Source organism: Humitalea rosea (assembly GCF_003253705.1).
Lineage (GTDB): Bacteria > Pseudomonadota > Alphaproteobacteria > Acetobacterales > Acetobacteraceae > Humitalea > Humitalea rosea.
Genome location: NZ_QKYU01000001.1, coordinates 1 through 21384, shown reverse-complemented (window position 1 = coordinate 21384; position 21384 = coordinate 1). Strand labels below are relative to the sequence as shown.

Sequence of the window (21384 nt, the reverse complement as noted above, 5' to 3'; positions counted from 1 at the left end):
CCTTGACCTGGAGCCGGCATCGCGCGACGTGTCGCTCCGTGACACCCGGTAACCATCCTTCATGTCGTTGAAGCCCGTCCTCGCGCGCCTCGCCGCAGGCGAGCGTCTGGCCGAGTCCGAGGCGGAGCACGCCTTCGGCATCATCATGGCCGGCGAGGCCACGCCCGCGCAGATCGCGGGGCTGCTCATGGCCATGCGCGTGCGCGGCGAGACGGTCGCGGAGATGACCGGCGCCGTCCGCGCCATGCGCGCCCGCATGGTCGCGATCGAGGCGCCGGAGGATGCCATGGACATCGTCGGTACCGGCGGCGATGCGGCGGGGACGCTGAACATCTCCACCGCCACCGCCTTCGTGGTGGCGGGCTGCGGCGTGCCGGTCGCCAAGCACGGCAACCGCGCGCTCTCCTCCCGCTCCGGCGCGGCGGATGCGATGAGCGCGCTCGGCATCGCCATGGATGTGCCGATGGACCGGCTGCCGGCCGTGCTGGCCGAGGCCGGGATGGTGTTCCTGATGGCCCCGCGCCACCACGCCGCCCTGCGCCATGCCGCGGGCCCCCGGGTCGAGCTTGGCACCCGCACGCTGTTCAACCTGCTGGGCCCGCTGGCCAATCCGGCGCGGGTGAAGCGGCAGCTGACCGGCGCCTTCGCGCCCGAATGGCTGCGCCCCATGGCCGAGACCCTCTCCCGCCTCGGCACCGAGCGCGCCTGGCTCGTGCATGGCCAGGGGCTGGATGAGCTGACCATCGCCGGCCCCTCGCAGGTGGTGGCGCTGGAGAATGGCGTGATCACCGAATTCGCGGTCACCCCCGAGGATGCCGGGCTGCGCGCCTCCCCCGCCGAGGGGCTGCGCGGCGGCGATCCGGCCGAGAATGCCCTGGCCCTGATGGCGCTGCTGGAAGGCGCCACCGGGCCGTATCGTGACTGTGTTGTGCTGAACGCCGCCGCGGCCCTGGTCGTGGCGGGCAAGGCCACCCAATTGCGCCAAGGCGCCAGGCTCGCCGCGACGAGCCTGGACAGCGGCGCCGCCCTTGGCGTGCTGCAGCGGCTGCGCGTCGCCACCGCCCCCACACCCGCCCGAGAGACCTGAATGCCCGACATCCTCACCTCAGCCTACGGGCTCGACGCCGATCTGCCGGATGTCCTCAAACGGATCCTGGCCGATAAGGTGGAGGAGGTGCGCCAACGCTCTGGCGCCAAGTCCCAGTCGGCGATCGAATCCGCCGCCGCCAATGCGCCCCGCCCGCGCGACTTCGTGGGCGCGCTCTGCGAACGCATCTCTGAGGGCCGGATCGGGCTGATCGCCGAGATCAAGAAGGCCTCGCCCTCCGGCGGGGTGATCCGCGAGCCCTTCGAGCCCGCCGCCCTGGCCCGCGCCTATGAGGCCGGGGGCGCCGCCTGCCTTTCCGTGCTGACCGACGCCCCCTGGTTCCAGGGCGCGGCCGAGCATCTCGTCGCCGCGCGCGCCGCCTGCAAGCTGCCGGTGCTGCGCAAGGATTTTCTCATTTCGCCCTGGCAGGTGTTCGAATCGCGGGCCATGGGCGCCGATTGCATCCTGCTGATCCTTGCCGCGCTGTCGGATGACCAGGCGCGGGAGCTTGAGGCCATCGCCCGCAGCCTGGACATGGCGGTGCTGGCCGAGGTGCATGACGAGCGCGAGTTGGAACGCGCCCTCGGGCTGGAGACGCGGCTCATCGGGGTGAACAACCGCAACCTGCGCACCTTGGTCACCGATATCGCCACGACCGAGCGCCTCGCCCCGCTGGTCCCGCCCGACCGGCTGCCGGTGGCCGAATCCGGGCTGCGCACCGCCGCCGATGTGCATCGCATGGCCGAGGCGGGGGCGCGCTGCATCCTGGTCGGCGAGCATCTGCTGCGCGAGGTCGATGTCGAGGCCGCCGCCCGCGCCATGGTCGAAGCCGCCTGATGGGGCGCGAGCCCAGCCTCACCCATTTCGACGCGACCGGGGCAGCCGCCATGGTCGATGTGTCCGACAAGGCGCCGACCTTGCGCATCGCCACCGCGCGCGGCCGCGTGGTGATGCTGCCGGCCACCTTCGCGCTGGTCGAGGCGGGGCGCGCGGGCAAGGGTGACGTGCTGGGCGTGGCCCGGCTCGCCGGGATCATGGGGGCCAAGCGCACCGCGGATCTGATCCCGCTCTGCCATCCGCTGGCGCTGTCCAAGGTGACGGTCGATCTGACCCTGGTCGCGCCCGACACCGTGGAGATCGAGGCGCTGGTGAAGACCACCGGCCCCACGGGCGTGGAGATGGAGGCGCTGACCGCCGTCAGCATCGCCGCCCTGACCGTCTATGACATGCTGAAGGCCGCCGACCGCGCGATGCGGATCGAGGATATCCGCGTGGTGCAGAAATCCGGCGGCCGCTCGGGCGATTTCCATGCCCCCTGAACCCATGCCCCCTGAACCTATGCTGGCCGTCGAGGAGGCACGCGCGCGCATCCTGGCCGCACTCTCGCCTTTGCCGGCCGAAACCATTGCCTTGGCCCAGGCGCAGGGCCGGGTGCTGGCCGGGCCGGTCGCGGCACGGCTGACGCAGCCGCCGGCCGATGTCTCGGCCATGGATGGCTATGCGCTGCGCGCGGCGGATGCGGCGGTGGGGGTGCCGCTCACGGTGATCGGCGCGGCCCCGGCGGGGCATCCCTATCCGGGGCGCGTCGAGGCCGGTCAGGCCATCCGCATCTTCACCGGCGGCTTCGTGCCCGAGGGGGCCGACGCCATCCTGTTGCAGGAGGATGCGACCGAGGCCGATGGCCAGGTCACCGCCACCGAACAGCCCCGGGCCGGGCGCTGGATCCGCAAGGCGGGGCTGGATTTTTCGGCGGGCGAGAGGCTGCTCCAGGCCGGGCGCCCCCTCACCGCCCGCGACATCGGGCTGCTGGCCGCGGCGAACCATCCTTGGGTCTCCGTCACCCGCGCGCCGCGTATCGGCATCCTGGCGACCGGGGATGAGATCGCATTGCCGGGCGAGCCGCTGCCGCCGGGCGGCATCGTCTCCTCCAACGCCCATGCGCTGGCGGCGCTGTGCCTGGCGGCGGGGGCGGTGCCCTCGGTGCTGCCGATCGCGGGTGATACCGAGGCGGCGTTCCAGGGCATGGCCCAGGCCGCGCGGGGCTTCGACCTGCTGGTGACGACCGGCGGCGCCAGCGTCGGCGCGCATGACCTCGTGCAATCGGCGCTGGCGCCGGAGGGCTTCGAGCGCGGCTTCTGGCGGATCGCGATGCGGCCGGGCAAGCCGCTGATCTGGGGCCGGCTGGGCGCCGTCCCGCTTCTGGGCCTGCCGGGCAATCCCGTTTCGGCGCTGGTCTGCGGGGTGCTGTTCCTGTTGCCGGCGCTGCGGCGGCTGCAAGGCCGGGCGGAGACCGCCCCCGCCTTCCAGCCCGCCATCGCCGGCATGGACCTGCCCGAGAACGACGGGCGGGAGGATTACCTGCGCTGCGCCCTGACGCGGGACGCCACCGGGCGGCTGGTCGCGACGCCGGCGGCGCGGCAGGATAGTTCGATGCTGAAGACCCTGGCCCATGCGGAGGGCCTGCTGAAGCGCGCGCCCGGCGCCGCGGCGCTGCCGGCGGGTTCGGCGGTGGAGGTTCTGGACCTGATCGCGATGGGCGTGTAACGCGCCTGCGAATCGGCGTTGTGAATCAAGCGCCTATCTTGTGGAAAACCCTTGACGCCCCGCCGGGAACCTTCCTAGAACATCGCATTGGTTGCTGCTTTGTTCGTGACGCCCTGGCGAGGATTCTCCACCTCCATGCTGACCCGCAAGCAGCACGAGCTGCTCATCTTCATCGACGGCCATCTGGCCCGCACCGGCTACTCCCCTTCCTTCGAGGAGATGAAGGGTGCGCTGAACCTCAAGTCGAAATCGGGCATCCACCGCCTGATCACGGCGCTGGAGGAACGCGGCTTCCTCCGCCGCCGCGCCCATCGCGCCCGGGCGCTGGAAGTCATCCGCCTGCCGGATTCGCGCGGCGCGGCGCCGGAAGCCCTGCCCGCCGCGGCCGGCTTCGCCCCCAACGTCATCCGCGGCAACTTCGCCCCCAACCTGCCCGGCGCGGTGCGGACGGCGAATGACGCGGCGGCGGTGTCCTTGCCGCTCTACGGCCGGATCGCCGCGGGGGTGCCGATCGAGGCGCTGCGCGATTCCGGCGAATCGATCGAGGTGCCAGCGGCCATGCTGGCCGGCGGCGAGCATTACGCGCTCGAGGTCGCGGGCGATTCGATGCAGGACGCGGGCATCCTGGATGGCGACACCGTGGTCATCCGCCGCGGCGACACGGCGGAGAACGGCTCCATCGTCGTGGCCCTGGTCGATGAGAACGAGGTGACGCTGAAGCGCCTGCGCCGGCGCGGCAATTCCATCGCGCTGGAAGCGGCGAACCCGCGCTACGAGACCCGCATCTTCGGCCCGGACCGGGTGCGGGTGCAGGGCCGGCTGGTCGGGCTGGTCCGGAAGTACTGAGGCGGGCGAAGTACTGAGGCGGGTTCAGACCCGCAGGGCGCGCGTGTTGCTCTGCGGGTCGGGCGCCACGCCCGTGCCGCCGAGGGCGATCAGGCTTTTGGTCAGCCCATAGACGATCTCGCTATGGATATTCGCGCCAGGGAACAGCGCGCCATATTGGCGCCGGTTCAACAGCACGGCGGATTCAATCATCCGCATCCCCGCGTCCACCGTCTCGGCCTGAGGATGATAGCCGCGTGCGGCCCGCATCACCAGGCTGAGGCGCCATTGTTCCGGCAGCCAATGGAAGCCGGCGACGCGAAAATGCGGCTCGATCGGGAAGCCCCAATAGGGCGTCTGCACATAATATTGCTGCCCGATGCGGCGGACCTCGGCGGCCATGGCCTGCATATCGGGCCAGCGGCCGACATGTTCGATCACCGAATTGGAATGGGCCAGGTCATAGGCGCCATCCGCGATCTCCGGCATGGCCCGGGCATCGCCCAGCAGCAGTCGGATCCGGTTGCCGCCAATGGCCTCCGCGCTTTCCTGGTCACCGGGCGAATAGGCGATGTTGACCATGTCGAAGGAGACACGCGCATCCTCCAGCAGATCCGGCGCGCAGACCTGCCAGTAGCGGAGCGCACCGCCGATATCGAGCACATGGCATGCCCCACGTTGCGCCACCACGTCTTCGATGATGCCGCGGCAGAGGCCGAACCGCGCGCGGCGGAACCGGTCCCCGGCGGAAGGAGGCAGCAGACGAAGACCGAGTGGCATGCAGCAAGATTAGCACGGGCCGCGAAGAAGGGAACAGCGATCAATTCGAATCGCACATATTCTTCTTCCCCAACATCATCAATCTATCGTCAATAAATCGGATATTAAAACCGTCAATATTACCATATGAGTTGAAAACAACGTCATCGTTACGTGTTACCGGATTATTTTAGGGAATTTTCAGTAAAAATGCCGACCTTCCCGGATCAACGCGCCGCCGGCCGTGGCGGCACCCAGGGTCGCTCCCCTCGCTCCGCGCGATCGCTCAGCACCCGCACCCCGCCCGGCCCGAGCCAGACCGCATGCGCCCCATCTCGCCAGACCGTGAATCGGTCCACCACCAGGCTGCCAGGGCAGCGCCCGCGCAGCGGCTCCGGCGCGATCACCACGGCGACCGTGCCGCACAGCCCATCGGGGGCGAACTGCCGTTCCGGCTGGGCGCGGCCCTGGCCCCGCACCGGCGGCGCCGGCCGGATCAGCGCCGCCACCCCCGAGGCACCTTGCAGCCGGCAGACACTCTCCGCGCAGACAAGGGCGCCGCCCCCGGCCGTGCCCTCCGCGGGCAGGGCCTGGGCCGCCTCCTCCCCCCAGCTGCGCAGCCAGGTCTCGCGCGTCATCCGGCTGGCGCCCGAGGCGCGCCAGAGGAACATCTCCTCCCCCGCCCGCAGCGCCACCTGCCGCCCATCCTGCGCGACCAGAACATCCGGCGGCGCGGTCCAGAGCCCCGAAGCGAGCCCCGCCAGGATCAGCGGCACCCCCACGAACCGCGCCCGCCCCTTCCACAGACACAGCAGGCAGAGCCCCGCCGTCAGCACCGCCAGCCCCGTGCCCGAGAGCGGCGGCGCCACCAGCGCGGCGCCGGGCCAGGCCGCGACCTGCCGCGCGGTCCAGAGGATCGCCTCCACCCCCCAACCCATGACCGGCAGCACCAGCCCCTCCAGTCCCAGCGGCATCGCCGCCAGGGCCAGCATCCCCGCCGGCATGACCAGCACCGAGGTCAGCGGCACCGCTACCGCATTGGCCGCGACGCCATAGAGCTGCAGCCGCCCGAAATGATGCAGCCCATAGGGGGTGGTCGCCGCCCCGGCCAGCACCGAGGACAGCATCAGCGCCACGACGAACAGCACCGCCCGGCGCGGCCAGCCGCCATCCCCCCGCCAGCGTCGCAGCGGCGCGCGCATGGCTTCGAAGCCGGCGATCAGGGCGAGGACGGCACCGAAACTCATCTGGAAGGATGGCCCCAGCAGCGCCGCCGGATCGATCAGCATGACGATCACCGCCGCCACCGCCAGCACGCGCATGCTGATCGCCCGCCGCCCCAGGCTCACCCCCAGCGTCACCACCGCCGCCATGGCGAAGGAGCGCAGCATCGGCACCGGCGATCCCGTCAGCAGCAGATAGCCAGCCCCCGCGGCCAGCGCGGCGAGGGAGGCCGCGGGCTTGCCCGGCACCCGCAGCGCGACCCAGGGGATCGCCGCCATGGCCCAGCGCGCCAGCCAGAAACTCAGCCCCATGACGATGCCGATATGCAGCCCCGAGACGGACAGCAGATGCGCCAGGCCGGAATCCCGCATCGCCGCCAGATCAGGGCGCGGGATGGCGCTCTGCCCGCCCGTGAGCAGCGCCGCGGCGACGGCCCCGGCACCGCCCGGAACCGCGGCGGTGACGCGCTGCTCGATCTGGGCGCGCAGGCCGGAGAGCGGCGGCGTGGCGCCCGAGCCCGGCGTGACCGTGGCGGAGCCGATCGCGAATCCCGCCCCCGCCTGCCCCGCGAAGAACGCCATGCGCTGAAAATCCCAGGCGCCGGGATAGGCGGGCGGGGCTGGCGGCCGGACCAGGGATCGCACCGCGATGCTGTCACCCGGCTCGGGCCGCGCCGGGTCATTGGCCCGCAGCCGCAGGCGCAGGCTCCGCGCCAGGGCCGGGCCGTCGTCCAGCCGGGCGGCGGCCAGGGTGACGCGGCGGCCCTCCGGCAGCAGGTCGACCGATTGCACCACACCCGAGACGATCACCGCGCGGTTGTTCAGCACCTCGACCGGCGCCGCCCGCCCGGCGTGCCAGAGCGGCACCGCGAAGCCGAGCAGGGCCGCCGCCACCAGCCCCAGGAAGAACCCGCCGAGCGGCGCCCGCCCGAGCAGCCAGAAGGCGGCGGCCATCGGCAGCCAGGGCGCCAACAGCCAGAGCCGGGACGGTTCGCTGCCTTGGGCGAAATACAGCAGCACCCCCGCCCCCATGGCGACGGCGAGGAAGGGCGGCAGCTCGCGCCAGCCCTCCGCCAGGCGCAGCCCCGCCCAGCCCAGGCAAATGGTCAGACCTGGGAACAGGGGGTGCAGCCTCCCGCGCGGGGCGCGGGCGTGCTAGGCGGCAGCGGACTCCTTGCATGAAGATCGGCCGCCCGCATGACTGTCCGCACTCGTTTCGCCCCTTCGCCCACCGGCTACCTGCATATCGGCGGGGCGCGCACGGCCTTGTTCAACGCACTCTATGCCCGTCACCATGGCGGAACATATCTGCTGCGGATCGAGGATACCGACAAGGCGCGCAGCACACAGGCCGCCGTGGACCAGATTCTGGAAAGTCTCGCCTGGCTCGGCCTCAGCCCCGACGAGCCGCCGGTGCTGCAATCCGCCCGCGAGGCGCGGCATGCCGAGGTTGCCCGCGCGCTGCTGGCCGCCGGCCGCGCCTATGCCGCCTATGACACGACCGAGGAGCTGGCCGCGATGCGCGCCGCCGCCGAGGCGGAGAAGCGCACCTTCCGCTACGACGGCAGCCGCTGGCGGGATGGCGCGGCCACGCCGCCCGAGGGCATCGCCCCGGTCATCCGCATCAAGGCCCCGCGCGACGGCGAGATGGTGGTGCCCGACCTGGTGCAGGGCGAGGTCCGCGTCGCCCATGCCGAGCTGGACGATCTGATCATCCTGCGCTCCGACGGCACGCCGACCTATCTGCATGCGGTGGTGGTGGACGACCATGACATGGGCATCACCCATGTCATTCGCGGCGACGACCATCTGACCAACACGTTTCGCCAATGCCTGATCTATGACGCCATGGGCTGGGCGCGGCCGGCCTTCGCCCATATCCCGCTGATCCATGGCGCGGATGGCGCCAAGCTGTCCAAGCGGCACGGCGCCGTCTCGGTGCTCGATTTCCGCGAGCAGGGGTTCCTGCCCGAGGCGGTGTGCAACTACCTCCTGCGCCTCGGCTGGGGCCATGGCGATGAGGAGGTGTTTTCGCCCGAGCGCGCCGTGGAGCTGTTCGACCTGCCGGCGGTGGGCCGGGCGGCCTCGCGGATGGATTACGCCAAGCTCAGCCATCTGAACGGCGTCTGGATGCGGCAGGCGGCACCGGAGCGGCTGACCCAGGATGCGCTGGCGCGGCTGGGGCTGGACCCGGCCTCGCCGGCGGCGGCGCGGGTCGCGGCGCTGGTGCCGGACCTCGCGCCGCGCGCGAAGAACATGGCAGATCTTGCTGAACAGGCACGGTTTGTTGTCGCCATGCCGGCAATGGATGCCAAGGCGGCGGCCGCGCTGGACGGCGCCGCCCGCGCCCGCCTCGCCCCGCTGGCCGATGCCTTGGCCGCCACCGACTGGTCCCGCCCGGCGCTGGAGGCGGCGCTGCGCGCCCATGCCGAGGCCACCGGCCAAAAACTGAAGGATCTGGCGCAGCCGCTGCGCGCCGCCATCACCGGCAGCCTGCAAAGCCCGCCGCTGGATGCGACCTTGGCCGCACTCGGGCGCGAGGAAGCCCTCGCCCGGATCAGCGCGGCCGCATAGCGCCGCCGATCCCGGCCAGCACATCCTCGGCCAGCACGCCGGGGCCGGTGGGGGCGGCGGCGCCATGGACCCAGGCGCCGGCACAGGCGGCCTCGAACGCCGGCATCCCCTGGGCCAGCAGCCCGGCGATGATCCCCGCCAGCACATCGCCCGAGCCCGCCGTCGCCAGCGAAGGCGGCGCATTGGCGTTGATCGCCGCCCGCCCATCGGGGGCGGCGATCACCGTATCCGGCCCTTTCAGCAGCAGCACCGCACCGGTCGCGGCGGCGGCGGCGCGGGCTGCGGCAACGCGGTCCGCACCTGGATCGCCGAAGACGCGGAAAAACTCGCCGGCATGCGGCGTCAGCACCGCCGCCCCGGCCAACGCCGAGGGGAGCCCGGCGGCGGCGAAGAGCGAGGCATCCCCCACCACCTGCCGCCCCGCCGCGACCAAAGCGGTGAAGCGGGCCAGCGTCGCCGCATTCGCCGGCAGCCCCGGCCCCAGCACCCAGACCCGATGGCGCGGGTCGTCGGAGACCGCGTCGGTCACCAGCAGCCCAGGTTCGGTGCCGCGCAGCAGGGTGGCGGTGGCGGGATCGGGGGCCTCGATCGCGACCAGCCCCGCGCCCACCCGCCGCGCCGCCGCCGCGGCGAGCCGCGCCGCCCCGGGCATGGTGGCGCCGGCCAGCACCGTGACATGGCCACGGGTGTATTTGTGGCCCGCCGCCTCGGCCGCCGGCAGCCGCCACAGCGCAGGCCCATTACGCCACAGACGCGGCGCGATCGCCGCCAGCACCGACATCGGCAGCCCGATATCGGCGAGCACCGTCTCGCCGCAGAGCATGCGGCCAGGCAGCAGCAGATGCCCCGGCTTCAGCCAGCCGAAGGTCACGGTCAGCGCCGCCGCCCGCACCGGCCCCCACCCCCGCCCGGTCAGCCCGCACAGGCCGGAGGGCACATCCACCGCCACCACCGGCCCGGATGCGGCGGCCAGCACGGCGGCGACCTCCGGGTCCAGCGCCCGGCTCAGCCCCGCGCCGAAGACGGCATCGACCAGCAGCTCGGCCCGCGCCGCCTCGGCGGGGGTGAAGGGGACGACCGGGCCACGGAAGCGGCGCATGGCCTCGGCGGCCTCGGTGCCCGGGTGGGGGGATGCCAGCGGCGCCACGGCAACCGGCCAGCCGATCTGCTCCAACAGCCGAGCCGCCACCCAGCCATCGCCGCCATTGTTGCCGGGCCCGGCCAGCACCAGCACGCGCCGGGGGCGGAAGCGCTGGCGGATGGCCTCGGCCACCGCCCGCCCGGCATTGTGCATCAGCCGGGCGATCGGCACGCCCGCCGCTACCGCCAGGGCATCGGCGCGGGCGGTTTCGGCGGGCGTCAGGAGTTCGTGCATGCCTCAGGCAATGCGCGCGAAGCCTCGGCGTCAACTTCCGCGACGGCGGGCATTGCGATATGATCGCGACCGCAAGACAAAAAGGACACGTGCCATGACGCGCGAGAGAAGCCTGTCTGAACTCCATGCCGACGACCCCCAACGCGCCGATGCCCTGATCTGGGGCCGGCGCGGCACGCTGCGGGGCGCGGCGCTGGCCGCCATGGGGGCGAGCCTCGGCGCCACCATCCCCTTTGCCGACCGGATGCCGGCAGGGCTGCTGCCCGCGGCCCTGGCGCAAGGCACGGCCGCCCCCGCCACCTTGCAGATGGAGGGCAAGGCCGCGCTGATCATCCTGGGCGAGCGGCCGCTGGTCGCCGAGACGCCCGAGGTGATGCTGGACGATGCCATCACCCCGACCGACAAATTCTTCATCCGCAACAACGGCCAGATCCCGCCGCCCTTCGCCGGCGACCCGAAAAGCTGGAAGCTGCGGATCGATGGCGAGGTGAACACGCCGCTCGATCTGACCATCGGCGAGCTGGAATCCCGCTTCCCGCTGGTCACCCGCCAATTGCAGATGGAATGCGGCGGCAATGGCCGCAACGCCTTCGTGCCGCCGGCCAGCGGCAACCAATGGGGCAATGGCGCGATCAGCAATGCGGAATGGACCGGGGTGCGGCTGCGCGACCTGCTGGCCGCCGCCGGGCCGAAGGAGACCGCCCACTTCACCGGGCAATTCGGTGCCGATCCGCATCTCTCGGGTGCCGCCGACCGCGCGGCGATGAGCCGGGGCATGCCCATCGCCAAGGCGATGGATGAGGACACGCTGATCTGCACGCGGCTGAACGGGGCCGCGATCCCCAACATCCATGGCGCGCCGCTGCGGATGGTGGTGCCGGGCTGGCCCGGAAGCCTGTCGCAGAAATGGATGACGCGGCTGACCCTGCTGCCGGTGCCGCATACCGGCCAGGGCATGGGCGGCACCTCCTACCGCGTGCCGGTGCGGCCGATCGTGCCGGGCTCACGCAACAATGGCGCGGAGTTCGCCGATCTGACCTCGATGCCGGTGCGCTCGATCCTGACCAGCCACGGGCATGGCGCCCGGCTGCCCGCCGGCACGCGGGCGCTGGAGCTGCGCGGCGCCGCCTGGGCCGGGGATCTCACGGTGCGGGCTGTGGATGCGAGCCTGGATTATGGCGCGAGCTGGGTGCCGATGCAGGTCGCTGACCCGGCCAATCGCCACGCCTGGCAGCGCTGGACCGGGCGGATCGCCCTGCCCTCGGATGGGTATTTCGAGATCTGGACCCGGGCGACCGACGCCCAGGGCAAGATGCAGCCCCATGCCGCGGCGAACTGGAACCCGCAGGGTTATGGCGCCAATGCCATCGGCCGTGCCGCCATACTGGTCGGCTGAGCCAGGTGGATCTGTCGAAGATGCTGGCGGGGCTTCTGGTCCTCGCCACCCTCACCTTGTTCGGACAGAAGGCGGGGTATTGGGGGCGGCCGCCACCGCCCTCGCCCGTCGTGGCGGCACGGCCGGCGCCGGCCGTGGTCGCAGCGCCGCCGGCCCCGGCCGTGGTCGCAGCGCCAGCCCCCCTCCCCGCGCCGGTTCCCGCGCTGGCCCCGGTCCAGCTCCCCGCGCCGGCCCCGGCGCCGGCCCCGACGGAGGCCCCGACGGAGGCCCCGGTGCAGGTTATGGAGCCGATCGACATCCTGCCGGATGACGCGGGCCGGGAAGACACCTTCGCGATCTGCACCGCCTGCCACAACACCGCACTCATCCGCCGCTCCGCCTTCAGCCAGGAACGCTGGGATGAGGTGCTGGACTGGATGGTGGAAAAGCAGGGCATGCCCGTGCTGGAGGCGGAGACGCGGGCAAGCATCCTCGGCTACCTCGCCCGGAATTTCGCGCCGCGCGCGTCGCCCCGCGGCAGAAATCCGTTTGCGACCGACTGATGGGCGCCATACGGCGTTAAGGTGATCCCACCCTGCCGGAGTCGCAGCCATGGCCTTCATCATCGCGGTCGCGCAGCGCAAGGGGGGTGCTGGGAAATCCACCATCGCCGCCAACCTCGCGGCCGCCCTCGCGGCGAGCGGGGAGATGGTGACGGTGCTGGACATCGACCCCCAGGCCTCGCTGTCGCGCTGGCATGCCGAGCGGCTCGCCAATGCCTCGCCCCGCGCGGCGCGGCTGGTGTTCGACGCGCCCTCCGGCTGGCGCGTCGGCCAGGTGGTGGACCGGCTGAAGCGCGTGCCCGGCTGGGTGATCCTCGATACCCCGCCCCATGCCGAGGCCGATGCCCGCAATGCCATCCGTGCCGCCGATCTGGTGCTGGTGCCGTTGCAGCCCTCGGCCGCCGACCTCTGGGCGATGGATGCGACGCTGGAATTGACGGTGGCCGAGCGGCGCCCGGTGGTGGTGATGCTCAACCGGCTGCCGGCCTCGGGCAAGCTGAAGGACCAGGTCTCGGCCGAGGTCGCCCGGCGCGGGCTGCCGCTGCTGCCCGGCGCCTTCGGCAACCGCACTGCCTTTGCCGCCGCCTTTGCTTTAGGGCTGGGCGCGATCGAACACGCCCCGCGCGGGGCCGCCGCCGATGAGGCGCGGGCGCTCGCGGAGGCCATCAGACGCGAGGCCACATGACCGGAAGCCTGTCCTTTACCCTGCACATCCTGGGCGTTCTCGCCTGGGTCGGGGGCATGGTCTTCGCCATGCTCGTGCTGCGCCCGGCGCTGGCCGTGCTGGCCGGCCCCGACCGGCTGGCGCTGCTGGCGCAGACGCACCGGCGCTTCTTCCTGATCGTCTGGCACGCGATGCCGATCACCTTGCTCAGCGGCTATGCGCTGCTGTTCGGCTGGTACGGCGGCTTCGCGGGTGCTGGGGTGCATGTCCACATCATGCATCTGACCGGGCTGATCATGTCCTGCGTCTTCGTCTATGTTGCGCTGGTGCCCTGGCGGGCGATGCGGACGGCGCTGGCGGTGCCCGATCTGGCGGCGGCGGCGGCGGCGAATGACCGCATCCGCAAGCTGGTCACGCTGAACATGGGGCTTGGCCTGCTGACGGTGATCGTCGCCGCCTGGGGCCGCTTCGGCGGATGAGCCTGCTGGTCATTGCCGAGGAGCCGCCCGACAGCGCGGCCGATACCGCAATCCACGAGGGGCTGGTCGCCTACAACGGGGCGGCGACCGGCCATCACACCGCCCGCGCGCGCCTGTTCCTGACCGCGCGGGATGCCGAGGGCCGCCTGCTCGGGGGCGTGAAGGGCGAGGTCGCCATGGACTGGCTCTACATCGACCGCCTCTGGCTGGAGGCGGAGGCGCGGGGCCAGGGCCTGGGGACGCGGCTGCTCGCGGCGATCGAGGATGCCGGCCGCGCCCATGGCGCGATCGGGGCGCATCTGTTCAGCAGCACCTTCCAGGCGCCGGGCTTCTATATCCGCCACGGCTATGCCGAGATCGGGCGCCTCGCCGACCGGCCGCCGGGGCAGGACCGGGTCTGGCTGTCCAAGCGCTGGGGGTAACCCCCTACGCCTTCACGTAGGGCCCGAGCCGTTCCAAGGCGCTGTCGCGGACATCGAGCCACCAGCCGTGCTGCTTCGGCCAGCGATCGGCGTGATGGTTTTCGCCGCTCAGCGCCGCCAGCGCATGCAGCGGCCAGTTGGGGTCCTCCAGCGCCTGGCGTCCGATCGCGATCAGATCCGCACTGCCCTCGGCCAGCACTGCCTCGGCCTGATGCGGATCGACCAGCAGCCCCACGGCCATGGTGGCGATCCCCGCCTCGCGCCGGATGCGCGCGGCAAACGGCACCTGGAAGCCATAGTCGCGCCGCACCCGGGCGCCCGTGGTCGTGCCGGTGATGCCGCCGGAGGAGCAATCCACCACGTCGATGCCGGCCTCCTTCAACGCGGCGGCGAAGGCGATGCTCTCCTCCTCCGGCCGTCCGCCCTCGGCGCCATCGACCACGGAGAGGCGTAGGAACACGGGTTTTTGGGGCGGGAAGGCGGCACGGACGGCGCGCGCCACCTCCAGCGGGAAGCGCATGCGACCCGCCGCATCGCCGCCATAGCCATCGTTGCGGTGGTTCGAGAGCGGCGAGAGGAAGCTGTGCAGCAGATAGCCATGGGCATTGTGGATTTCGACGATGTCGAAGCCGGCGGCATCGGCGCGCCTGGCGGCCTCGGCGAAGGCGTCACGGATGCGGGCGAGGCCCGCGTCATCCAGCGCGGCCGGCATGAGGTGGCCGTCACCCTGCGGCACCGCGCTTGGCGCCACGATCTCCCAGGGCATGTCGCCGCGGTCGAAATCGGCCTGGGTCAGCGCGCCATTGCCGAACCAGGGCCGCTGCATCGAGGCTTTGCGGCCCGCGTGGCCAAGCTGGATGGCGGGCACCGCGCCCTGGCCGCGGATGAAGGCGGCGATCGGGGCCAGCTTGTCGGCATGCGCATCCGACCAGATGCCGACATCGCCATGGGTGATGCGCCCTTCCGGTGACACGGCGCTCGCCTCGACCATGACTGTCCCGGCGCCGCCGACCGCGAAGCGCCCGTATTGCACCATGTGCCAGGCGCCCGCGAAGCCGTCCTCGGCGGAGTATTGGCACATGGGCGAAATGACGATGCGGTTCGGCAGAGTTGTGCCGCGAAGCTGCATGGGCTCGAAAAGTTTGATCATGACAGGGCTCGCTCAGTTCAACGCAGATTGAGTGTTTAAAATTCATTTAAATTATCTAAATATATCTATATTTATTACTTTATATGCAAACTCCGTTCCCATCCGCCGCAGTGCTTTTTGAGCAGCGTTTGCCGCCTACCGCCCCCGCGCCGCCGCCAGCAGCGCCCCCCCCTCCGGCCCCGCCGCCGCCGCCCAGGCGTCCACCACCGGCCCCGCCGCCGTGCGCAGCACGGCCACCAGCGCCGGCCCGGGCGTCTGCATCGCCACCCCGGCGGCGGCCATGCGCGTCGCATTCTCCTCCAGCCGCGTGTCCATGGCGCGCCATTGCCGGCCCTCGGTCTCCCCCGCCGCCCCCAGCACCGCCTGACGCGCGGGCTCCTCCAGCGCGGCCAGCGCAGTGCGGCCGCAGAAGGCGAGGCTGAGCGGCCAGGCCCAGTCCAGCGGGGTGAAATTCGGCAGCACCTCCCACAGCCGCGCCCCCGCCCCGCCATCGCCGGAGGACAGCACCGCATCCAGATCCCCCGCCCGCAGCCGTGGCAGGGCATCGGCGAAGGAAATCGCCTGGGCATCGGCCCCCGCCGCCTTGAAGGTGGCGGTGGAGGCGGCATCGAAGGTCCGCAGCCGCAGCCCGGCCAGCTCGGCGGGCGTCGTCACCGGCCGGCGCGACCACAGCCCGGCCGGCGGCCAGGGCGTCGCATAGAGCAGCCGCAGCCCCCGCGCCGTCAGCAACGCATCGACCTGCCCCCGCGCCAGCGTCCACAGCCGCCAGGCATCCGCGGCCGAGGCGGTCAGGAACGGCAGCCCGAACAGCCCGAGCAGCGGCATCGCCGTCGCAAGCTGCCCGGCGAAGGCATCGGCCGCCGCCACCCGCCCATCCAGCACCGCCGCCGGCATCCCCGCCGAGCGCAGCCCCCCCGGCGCGCTATGCGCGGCGAGCACCGTGAGCGCGCCGCTGCGCGTGACCGTCTCGGCAAAGGCCGTGATGCCCTCGCCCGGCAGGCTGGTGGGGGGATATTCGGTGGCGATCGTCCAGCTTGCGGTGGCGGCGCGGACGGCGCCGGATTTCAGCAGAAGGGCGGGGGCAAGCCCGGCAAGGGCGCGTCGCGGGATCATGCGTGCAGCCTCGCACGCTCAGCGCCGCACCCCCAAGGAGACTTCGCGCCACCAGATGAACAATCCGGAGCTGACAAGGATGGCGATGCCGAGCAGCGCCCAGCCATCCGGCCATTCCGCCCAGAACAGCGCGCCGAGCATCGTGGTCCAGACGATGCCGGAATATTCGAAGGGGGCGAGCATGGTCGCCGCGGCGGCGCGATAGGCCGCGGTCATCAGCAGCTGCGCCACCGCCGAGATGAGCCCGACCGCGATGAGCAGCAGCCATTGCGTCCCATCCGGCCAGACCCAGGCCGGCACCGCGAAGACCACCGAGACCAGGGCGCTGCCGATCGCGAACCAGAGCACGATGCTGACGCTGTTCTCGCCGGACTGGCCGAGGCGGCGGATCGAGATCATCGCCAGCGCCCAGCCGAGCGCGCCCAGCAGCACCAGCCCCACCGCCAGCATCGGATAGGAGGGCCCGCCCTTGGCCCAGGGTTCCAGCATCACCAGCACGCCGGCGAAGCCGACCAGCACCGCGGTCCAGCGCCGCCAGCCGACCCGCTCCTTCAACAGCGGCACCGACAGCGCGGTGAGGAAGAAGGGCATGGTGAAGCCCAGTGCCGTCACCGTCGCCAGCGGCAGCACGCCATAGCCGTAGAAGGCGCCCAGCATCCCGAACAGGCCGAAGACGCAGCGCAGCGCATGGCCCCAGGGGTTGGCGGTGCGCATCGCCCGCCAGCCGCCGGACGCGAGCAGCACCGGCAGCAGTGCCGGAAAGGCGAAGACATTGCGGCAGAGGATGAGCTGCGCGACCGGAAAGACGCCATCCAGCGCCTTCACGCAGCCGGCCGAGAGCGCGAAGCAGCCCGCGGCCCCGAGCACGCCCAGGATGGCGCGGCCCTGGCTCGTCACCGCCGCCATATGCCGTCCATTCCGCCCACTCTCCCCGCAGCAGCAGACCTATCCCGCGCCTGCCCCCCCGGCAACGGGTCGCCGAGGGTCGGCCGCATGGACGCGCGGGCGGCTCGCGGTTAGCCTCCCCGACCGTGACAATACGCTCCCTGAAGGCACCGAAGGTGCCGGCCCATCCGCTTGTGGACATCGACAGCGATGAGGTGGGCTTCGACGGCCGCTTCGCCCTGCAGATCGTGAAATTCCGCTACCGCAAATTCGATGGCGCCTGGTCGCGCCAACTGACGTGGGAGCTGTGGCGGCGCGGCAATGCGGTGGTGATCCTGCCCTATGACCCCTGGACCGATCGCGTCGCGCTGATCGAACAATTCCGTCTGCCGGCGCTGTCCGCCGGGCTCGACCCGGTCATGACCGAATGCCCGGCGGGGCTGCTGGAAACCGGCGAGGACCCCGTCGTCGCCGCCGCCCGCGAAACCCTGGAGGAGACGGGGCTGGTCGCGGATCGCGTGCTCGACCTCGGCGGCTTCATGCTGATGCAGGGCTCCTGCGACGAGATCGCGCGTTTCTCCCTCGCCCGGGTGCGGCTGCCCGAACCGGGCATCCTTGCGGATGCCGGGCTGGAGACGGAGGGCGAGAGCACCCGCGTCGTGGTGCTGCCCGCCCTGGAGGCCTTTGCCATGGTTGCCGACAATCGCGTGCTGAATGCGCCCACCGCGCTGGCGCTGCTTTCCCTTCAGGTGCGCCGCGCGGCGCTGCGCGATGAGTGGCGCGCATGACCGCGCTGCTGTTCCGCGACGACGCCTACCTCCGCTCGGCCAGCGCCGTGGTCGTGGCGGCGGGGCCCGAGGGCATCATCCTCGACCGCACCCCCTTCTATCCGCGCTCCGGCGGCCAGCCCGGGGATGCCGGCACCATCACCTGGGACGGCGGTGAGGCCGCGATCGCCGAGGCCGCCAAGGGCGAGGCCGATGCGGTGCGCCACCCGGTCGCCGAGGGCAGCCCCCTGCCCCCGGTCGGCGCCACGGTGACCGCGACCATCGACTGGGCGCAGCGCCACCGGCACATGCGGATGCATACGGCCCTGCATCTGCTCTGCGCGGCGCTGCCTGGTGTCGGCGTCACCGGCGGCCAGATCGGCGCCCAGAAATCCCGGCTGGATTTCGACATGGCCGAGCCCCCCAGCAAGGAATGGCTGGCCGAGGCGCTGAACGCCCTGGCCGCCGGCAACCACGCCGTCAGCGACCGCTGGATCGCCGAGGCGGAGCTGGATGCCATGCCGAGCCTGGTCCGCACCCTCTCGGTGCAGCCGCCGCGCGGCAGCGGGCGCATCCGCCTCGTCCGCATCGGTGCCGAGGCGGCGCCCGTGGATCTGCAGCCCTGCGGCGGCACCCACGTCGCCAATACCAGCGAGATCGGCCGCATCATCGTCTTGAAACTCGAAAGCAAGGGGCGCCAGAACCGCCGCGTGCAGATCGCCCTGGAAGACCAGGTATGAGAGGACCAACCATGACCCCCACCGTCTCCGTCGCCTGGCTGGCCGCCAACCTCGGCGCGCCCGACCTCGTGCTCTTCGACGCGACCATGTACCTCGCGGTCGAAAAGCGCGACGCCAAGGCCGAGTTCCTGGCGGGCCATATCCCCGGGGCCCGATACTTCGACATCGATGTGGTGGCCGACCAGGAAAGCGACCTGCCGCATATGGCGCCCACGGCCGCGCGCTTCGCCGCACTGGTCGGCACCATGGGCGTGTCCAACGACAGCCGCGTCATCTTCTACGACCAGACCGGCATGACCCGCGCGCCGCGCGGCTGGTGGCTGTTCCGCCTGTTCGGGCACCGGCAGGTCGCGGTGCTGGATGGCGGGCTGCCCGCCTGGATCAAGGCGAATGAGCCGCTGGAGAGCGGCGCGCCGGCCCCCGCCGCGGCCACGGTCTTCACCCCCGATCTCGTCACCGATCGGATCAAGGGCATCGGTGACATGAAGCGGCTGGTCGAGAGCGGGGCGGCCGCCATCGTCGATGCCCGCGCCCGCGGGCGCTTCGATGGCGTGGCGCCGGAACCGCGCGCGGGGCTGCCCTCGGGCCACATGCCGGGCGCGGGCAATTTTCCCGCCAGCGAGATCACCGGCGAGGATGGTTTGCTGCTGCCCGCCGCCACCCTGCGCGCCGCCTTCCGCGCGGCGGGGGCGGATGGCTCTCGCCCGATCGTCACGACCTGCGGCACCGGCGTCACCGCCTCGGCCATCGCCCTCGCGGCGGTCGTGGCCGGGCTGCCGGAGCCCGCGGTCTATGACGGCTCCTGGACCGAATGGGCCGGCCGTCCGGAAACCCCCAAGGTCGGCAAAGCCTGACCCCTCTTACCGATGAAAGCCCTGACCTGATGCCCGACGACGCCGCGACCCCGCCCCGCAACACCAAACAGGGCTTCGCGACCCGCATGAGCCATGCCGGCCGCGCCGGCACGCATGCCCATGGCTTCGTGAACCCCGCGGTGCATCGCGGCTCGACCGTGCTCTATCCGAATGTGCAGGCGCGCAAGGACCTCGGCGCCAAGCGCTTCGATCAGGTGATGACCTATGGCACCGCCGGCGGGCCGACCCATTACGCGCTGGAAGACGTGGTCGCCGAGATCGAGGGCGGCACGCGGACGATGATCGTCGGCACCGGGCTTGCCGCCGTCGCGGTGCCGCTGCTCGCCTACCTCAAGGCCGGCGACCATTGCCTGGTGCCGGACAGCGTCTATGGCCCGGCGCGCAACCTCTGCGAGGGGTTGATGAAGGGCTGGAACATCGAGACCACCTTCTACAGCCCCACCATCGACGAGGCCGGGATCGCCGCGCTGATGCGGCCGAACACCAAGGTCGTCTATGCCGAGAGCCCGGGCTCGCACACTTTCGAGATGCAGGACATCCCGGCCCTGGCCCGTGCCGCCCATGCCGGCGGCGCCAAGCTGCTGATGGACAACACCTGGGGACTGAAGCACTTCCGGCCCTTCGAGCATGGCGTCGATGTCTCGATCCAGGCGCTGACCAAGTATCTGGTCGGGCATTCCGATGCGCTGCTCGGCAGCATCACCGTGAACACCGAGGAAGACTGGCTGATCGTGCGCGGCGCCGGCAGCGCGATGGGCCATTACGCGAGCCCGGATGACGTCTGGCTCGGCCTGCGCGGCGCGCGGACGATGGCGGTGCGCATGGTGCGGCAGGAGCAGAGCGGCATCGAGGTCGCCGAATGGTTCGAGGCGCAGCCGCAGGTGCTGGCGGTGATGCATCCGGCCCTGCCCTCCCACCCCGGCCATGCGCTGTGGAAGCGGGATTTCACCGGCGCGGCCTCGCTGTTCGGCGTGGTGTTCAAGCCCGAATTCTCCGAGGCCGAGGTCTGGGCCATGGTGGACAGCCTGAGCCTGTTCGGGATCGGCGCGAGCTGGGGCGGGTATGAGAGCCTGGCGCTGCCGACCACGGGCTTCGTCACCCGCACCGCGACCAACCCGGATGCGGGGGGGATGATGGTGCGCTTCCATGTCGGGCTGGAGGATCCGGCGGATCTGATCGCCGACCTGGGGGCGGCGATGGCGCGGATGGGGCGTTAAGGAAGCCTTCGCAGCTCTGCTTCACCCTTCGTGGCCTGCACCGGCAGGAGGCCGGGCACGGAGGGGAAGCAGCATGGACGCGCTCCAACAGCCGAAGGCGTCAGCGCCGGGATTCACCATCGACACCGCCCAGATGCTCAGGCTGGTGAACGTCCGCGGCAAATGGCACAGCCTGTTCCGCGCGCATCTGTATCTGGACCATCTGGTCAGCGGGATGCTGGAGGATCGCTGCGCGCACACGGACTATGTCCAGGCGAGCCAGAACACGCTGTTCAACCGGGTGCAGCTCGCCTTCGGGCTGGGGCTGCTGCCGCGGCCGATGCTGGCACCCGTTCGCCGGGTCATCGCGCTGCATGACGACATGGCGCGCAGCCTGGAGATGACGATCAGCGCGCGGGAGATCGCGGCGCTGCGGGCGATGATGCCGGCGGAATGCATGGGCATCGCCGCCGCGCATGGCGTGGCTGGCGGGGCGGCGCTGGGTCAGTGCCTCGCGGCGCTGGTGCTGACGCTGGATGCGATCCGGGAGGCGAACCGTGGGGCGGGGCGCGCGGTGGTTGGGGTGGAGATGAGCATGGCGCTGGCCGTCCTGCGGCCTCAAGTGCCTGAACATCCCGGTGCCAGAGTGGTCCCGATACGGCTGGCCGCTGCCGGCTAAGCGACTGTCTTGCTGGTCAATGGTCGTTCTGCCTTTTGATGCTTGCCGGGATCCCGGTTCGGTTCAAGGCGGGCGCTGCGCGCCCCCGC

At 71.6% G+C, this 21384-nt stretch carries 22 protein-coding genes; 16 read left to right on the top strand and 6 right to left on the bottom strand.

Going from position 1 to position 21384, the window contains the following annotated elements; all coding sequences use genetic code 11:
* Positions 1–61: 61 nt before the first annotated feature.
* The 5 genes from trpD to lexA all read left to right on the top strand — a co-directional run bounded on the left by trpD (position 62) and on the right by lexA (position 4477).
* Positions 62–1087 carry an anthranilate phosphoribosyltransferase gene (gene trpD / locus C8P66_RS00110; protein ID WP_111396110.1) on the top strand — a complete coding sequence of 342 codons (1026 nt, stop codon included), beginning with the start codon at positions 62–64 and terminating at the stop codon, positions 1085–1087.
* Positions 1088–1924, top strand: coding sequence for an indole-3-glycerol phosphate synthase TrpC (trpC, locus tag C8P66_RS00105; protein ID WP_111396109.1), 837 nt, complete (start codon positions 1088–1090; stop codon positions 1922–1924).
* Complete coding sequence (moaC, locus tag C8P66_RS00100; RefSeq protein WP_111396108.1) at positions 1924–2406, top strand: cyclic pyranopterin monophosphate synthase MoaC; 483 nt, start codon at positions 1924–1926, stop codon at positions 2404–2406. Before trpC ends, moaC begins: the two co-directional genes overlap by 1 nt.
* Positions 2407–2425: 19 nt before the next feature.
* Complete coding sequence (locus C8P66_RS00095) at positions 2426–3631, top strand: molybdopterin molybdotransferase MoeA (protein ID WP_111396107.1); 1206 nt, start codon at positions 2426–2428, stop codon at positions 3629–3631.
* A 135-nt stretch (positions 3632–3766) separates the two neighbouring features.
* A complete protein-coding gene (gene lexA / locus C8P66_RS00090; protein WP_111396106.1) occupies positions 3767–4477 on the top strand; it encodes a transcriptional repressor LexA in 711 nt (236 codons plus the stop codon).
* A gap of 24 nt (positions 4478–4501) precedes the next feature.
* On the opposite strand, the gene C8P66_RS00085 is transcribed toward lexA, so the two are convergent.
* Complete coding sequence (locus C8P66_RS00085) at positions 4502–5236, bottom strand: class I SAM-dependent methyltransferase (RefSeq protein ID WP_111396105.1); 735 nt, start codon at positions 5234–5236, stop codon at positions 4502–4504.
* A 206-nt stretch (positions 5237–5442) separates the two neighbouring features.
* Entirely contained in the window at positions 5443–7470 is a 2028-nt protein-coding gene (locus C8P66_RS00080; protein WP_111396104.1) for a ComEC/Rec2 family competence protein, read from the bottom strand.
* A gap of 165 nt (positions 7471–7635) precedes the next feature.
* Here C8P66_RS00080 and gltX point away from each other — a divergent pair, with 165 nt between their 5' ends.
* Positions 7636–9012, top strand: coding sequence for a glutamate--tRNA ligase (gltX, locus tag C8P66_RS00075; RefSeq protein ID WP_111396103.1), 1377 nt, complete (start codon positions 7636–7638; stop codon positions 9010–9012).
* Here the strand turns inward: gltX and C8P66_RS00070 are convergent.
* Complete coding sequence (locus C8P66_RS00070) at positions 8996–10387, bottom strand: NAD(P)H-hydrate dehydratase (RefSeq protein ID WP_111396102.1); 1392 nt, start codon at positions 10385–10387, stop codon at positions 8996–8998. The two genes, gltX and C8P66_RS00070, sit on opposite strands and share 17 nt — an antisense overlap.
* Before the next feature lie 94 nt (positions 10388–10481).
* Between C8P66_RS00070 and C8P66_RS00065 the strand changes: the two genes are divergently transcribed.
* From C8P66_RS00065 to C8P66_RS00045, 5 genes are read left to right on the top strand one after another with little or no spacing between them, the layout of a single operon-like run.
* On the top strand, positions 10482–11783 hold the full coding sequence (locus C8P66_RS00065) for a sulfite oxidase (protein WP_111396101.1): 1302 nt from the start codon (positions 10482–10484) through the stop codon (positions 11781–11783).
* A gap of 5 nt (positions 11784–11788) precedes the next feature.
* The gene (locus C8P66_RS00060) at positions 11789–12325 is read left to right on the top strand and encodes a hypothetical protein (RefSeq protein ID WP_111396100.1); all 537 of its coding nucleotides are present in this window, start codon (positions 11789–11791) and stop codon (positions 12323–12325) included.
* A 49-nt stretch (positions 12326–12374) separates the two neighbouring features.
* The gene (gene parA, locus C8P66_RS00055) at positions 12375–13010 is read left to right on the top strand and encodes a ParA family partition ATPase (protein ID WP_111396099.1); all 636 of its coding nucleotides are present in this window, start codon (positions 12375–12377) and stop codon (positions 13008–13010) included.
* The gene (locus C8P66_RS00050) at positions 13007–13468 is read left to right on the top strand and encodes a CopD family protein (RefSeq protein WP_111396098.1); all 462 of its coding nucleotides are present in this window, start codon (positions 13007–13009) and stop codon (positions 13466–13468) included. Before parA ends, C8P66_RS00050 begins: the two co-directional genes overlap by 4 nt.
* Positions 13465–13890: a GNAT family N-acetyltransferase gene (locus tag C8P66_RS00045; protein WP_111396097.1), complete on the top strand. Its 426-nt coding sequence runs from the start codon at positions 13465–13467 to the stop codon at positions 13888–13890. Before C8P66_RS00050 ends, C8P66_RS00045 begins: the two co-directional genes overlap by 4 nt.
* Positions 13891–13894: 4 nt before the next feature.
* Here C8P66_RS00045 and C8P66_RS00040 read toward each other — a convergent pair whose 3' ends face one another.
* The 3 genes from C8P66_RS00040 to C8P66_RS00030 all read right to left on the bottom strand — a co-directional run bounded on the left by C8P66_RS00040 (position 13895) and on the right by C8P66_RS00030 (position 17059).
* Positions 13895–15040: an NADH:flavin oxidoreductase/NADH oxidase gene (locus C8P66_RS00040; RefSeq protein WP_111396096.1), complete on the bottom strand. Its 1146-nt coding sequence runs from the start codon at positions 15038–15040 to the stop codon at positions 13895–13897.
* A 135-nt stretch (positions 15041–15175) separates the two neighbouring features.
* Complete coding sequence (dctP, locus tag C8P66_RS00035) at positions 15176–16153, bottom strand: TRAP transporter substrate-binding protein DctP (RefSeq protein ID WP_111396095.1); 978 nt, start codon at positions 16151–16153, stop codon at positions 15176–15178.
* A gap of 18 nt (positions 16154–16171) precedes the next feature.
* Positions 16172–17059, bottom strand: coding sequence for a DMT family transporter (locus tag C8P66_RS00030; RefSeq protein ID WP_111396094.1), 888 nt, complete (start codon positions 17057–17059; stop codon positions 16172–16174).
* Positions 17060–17184: 125 nt separating this feature from the next.
* On the opposite strand from C8P66_RS00030, the gene C8P66_RS24645 reads away from it, so the two are divergent.
* The 5 genes from C8P66_RS24645 (at position 17185) to C8P66_RS00005 (ending at position 21295) form a co-directional block, all read left to right on the top strand.
* Positions 17185–17826, top strand: a complete 642-nt coding sequence (locus C8P66_RS24645; RefSeq protein WP_111396093.1) for an NUDIX domain-containing protein — start codon at positions 17185–17187, stop codon at positions 17824–17826.
* Entirely contained in the window at positions 17823–18545 is a 723-nt protein-coding gene (locus tag C8P66_RS00020) for an alanyl-tRNA editing protein (RefSeq protein WP_111396451.1), read from the top strand. Before C8P66_RS24645 ends, C8P66_RS00020 begins: the two co-directional genes overlap by 4 nt.
* Before the next feature lie 11 nt (positions 18546–18556).
* Positions 18557–19399 carry a sulfurtransferase gene (locus tag C8P66_RS00015; RefSeq protein ID WP_111396092.1) on the top strand — a complete coding sequence of 281 codons (843 nt, stop codon included), beginning with the start codon at positions 18557–18559 and terminating at the stop codon, positions 19397–19399.
* 29 nt (positions 19400–19428) lie between these two features.
* Entirely contained in the window at positions 19429–20637 is a 1209-nt protein-coding gene (metC, locus tag C8P66_RS00010) for a cystathionine beta-lyase (RefSeq protein WP_111396091.1), read from the top strand.
* Between the two features lie 73 nt (positions 20638–20710).
* Positions 20711–21295 (top strand): hypothetical protein, encoded by a 585-nt coding sequence (locus C8P66_RS00005; protein ID WP_111396090.1) that lies wholly within the window; start codon positions 20711–20713, stop codon positions 21293–21295.
* Positions 21296–21384: the final 89 nt, after the last annotated feature.

Coding starts and splice junctions, on each gene's coding strand:
- trpD (WP_111396110.1), top strand. CDS start 62: ATGTCGTTGAAGCCCGTCCTCGCGCGCCTCGCCGCAGGCGAGCGTCTG.
- trpC (WP_111396109.1), top strand. CDS start 1,088: ATGCCCGACATCCTCACCTCAGCCTACGGGCTCGACGCCGATCTGCCG.
- moaC (WP_111396108.1), top strand. CDS start 1,924: ATGGGGCGCGAGCCCAGCCTCACCCATTTCGACGCGACCGGGGCAGCC.
- C8P66_RS00095 (WP_111396107.1), top strand. CDS start 2,426: ATGCTGGCCGTCGAGGAGGCACGCGCGCGCATCCTGGCCGCACTCTCG.
- lexA (WP_111396106.1), top strand. CDS start 3,767: ATGCTGACCCGCAAGCAGCACGAGCTGCTCATCTTCATCGACGGCCAT.
- C8P66_RS00085 (WP_111396105.1), bottom strand. CDS start 5,236: ATGCCACTCGGTCTTCGTCTGCTGCCTCCTTCCGCCGGGGACCGGTTC.
- C8P66_RS00080 (WP_111396104.1), bottom strand. CDS start 7,470: ATGGGGGCGGGGGTGCTGCTGTATTTCGCCCAAGGCAGCGAACCGTCC.
- gltX (WP_111396103.1), top strand. CDS start 7,636: ATGACTGTCCGCACTCGTTTCGCCCCTTCGCCCACCGGCTACCTGCAT.
- C8P66_RS00070 (WP_111396102.1), bottom strand. CDS start 10,387: ATGCACGAACTCCTGACGCCCGCCGAAACCGCCCGCGCCGATGCCCTG.
- C8P66_RS00065 (WP_111396101.1), top strand. CDS start 10,482: ATGACGCGCGAGAGAAGCCTGTCTGAACTCCATGCCGACGACCCCCAA.
- parA (WP_111396099.1), top strand. CDS start 12,375: ATGGCCTTCATCATCGCGGTCGCGCAGCGCAAGGGGGGTGCTGGGAAA.
- C8P66_RS00050 (WP_111396098.1), top strand. CDS start 13,007: ATGACCGGAAGCCTGTCCTTTACCCTGCACATCCTGGGCGTTCTCGCC.
- C8P66_RS00045 (WP_111396097.1), top strand. CDS start 13,465: ATGAGCCTGCTGGTCATTGCCGAGGAGCCGCCCGACAGCGCGGCCGAT.
- C8P66_RS00040 (WP_111396096.1), bottom strand. CDS start 15,040: ATGATCAAACTTTTCGAGCCCATGCAGCTTCGCGGCACAACTCTGCCG.
- dctP (WP_111396095.1), bottom strand. CDS start 16,153: ATGATCCCGCGACGCGCCCTTGCCGGGCTTGCCCCCGCCCTTCTGCTG.
- C8P66_RS00030 (WP_111396094.1), bottom strand. CDS start 17,059: ATGGCGGCGGTGACGAGCCAGGGCCGCGCCATCCTGGGCGTGCTCGGG.
- C8P66_RS00020 (WP_111396451.1), top strand. CDS start 17,823: ATGACCGCGCTGCTGTTCCGCGACGACGCCTACCTCCGCTCGGCCAGC.
- C8P66_RS00015 (WP_111396092.1), top strand. CDS start 18,557: ATGACCCCCACCGTCTCCGTCGCCTGGCTGGCCGCCAACCTCGGCGCG.
- metC (WP_111396091.1), top strand. CDS start 19,429: ATGCCCGACGACGCCGCGACCCCGCCCCGCAACACCAAACAGGGCTTC.
- C8P66_RS00005 (WP_111396090.1), top strand. CDS start 20,711: ATGGACGCGCTCCAACAGCCGAAGGCGTCAGCGCCGGGATTCACCATC.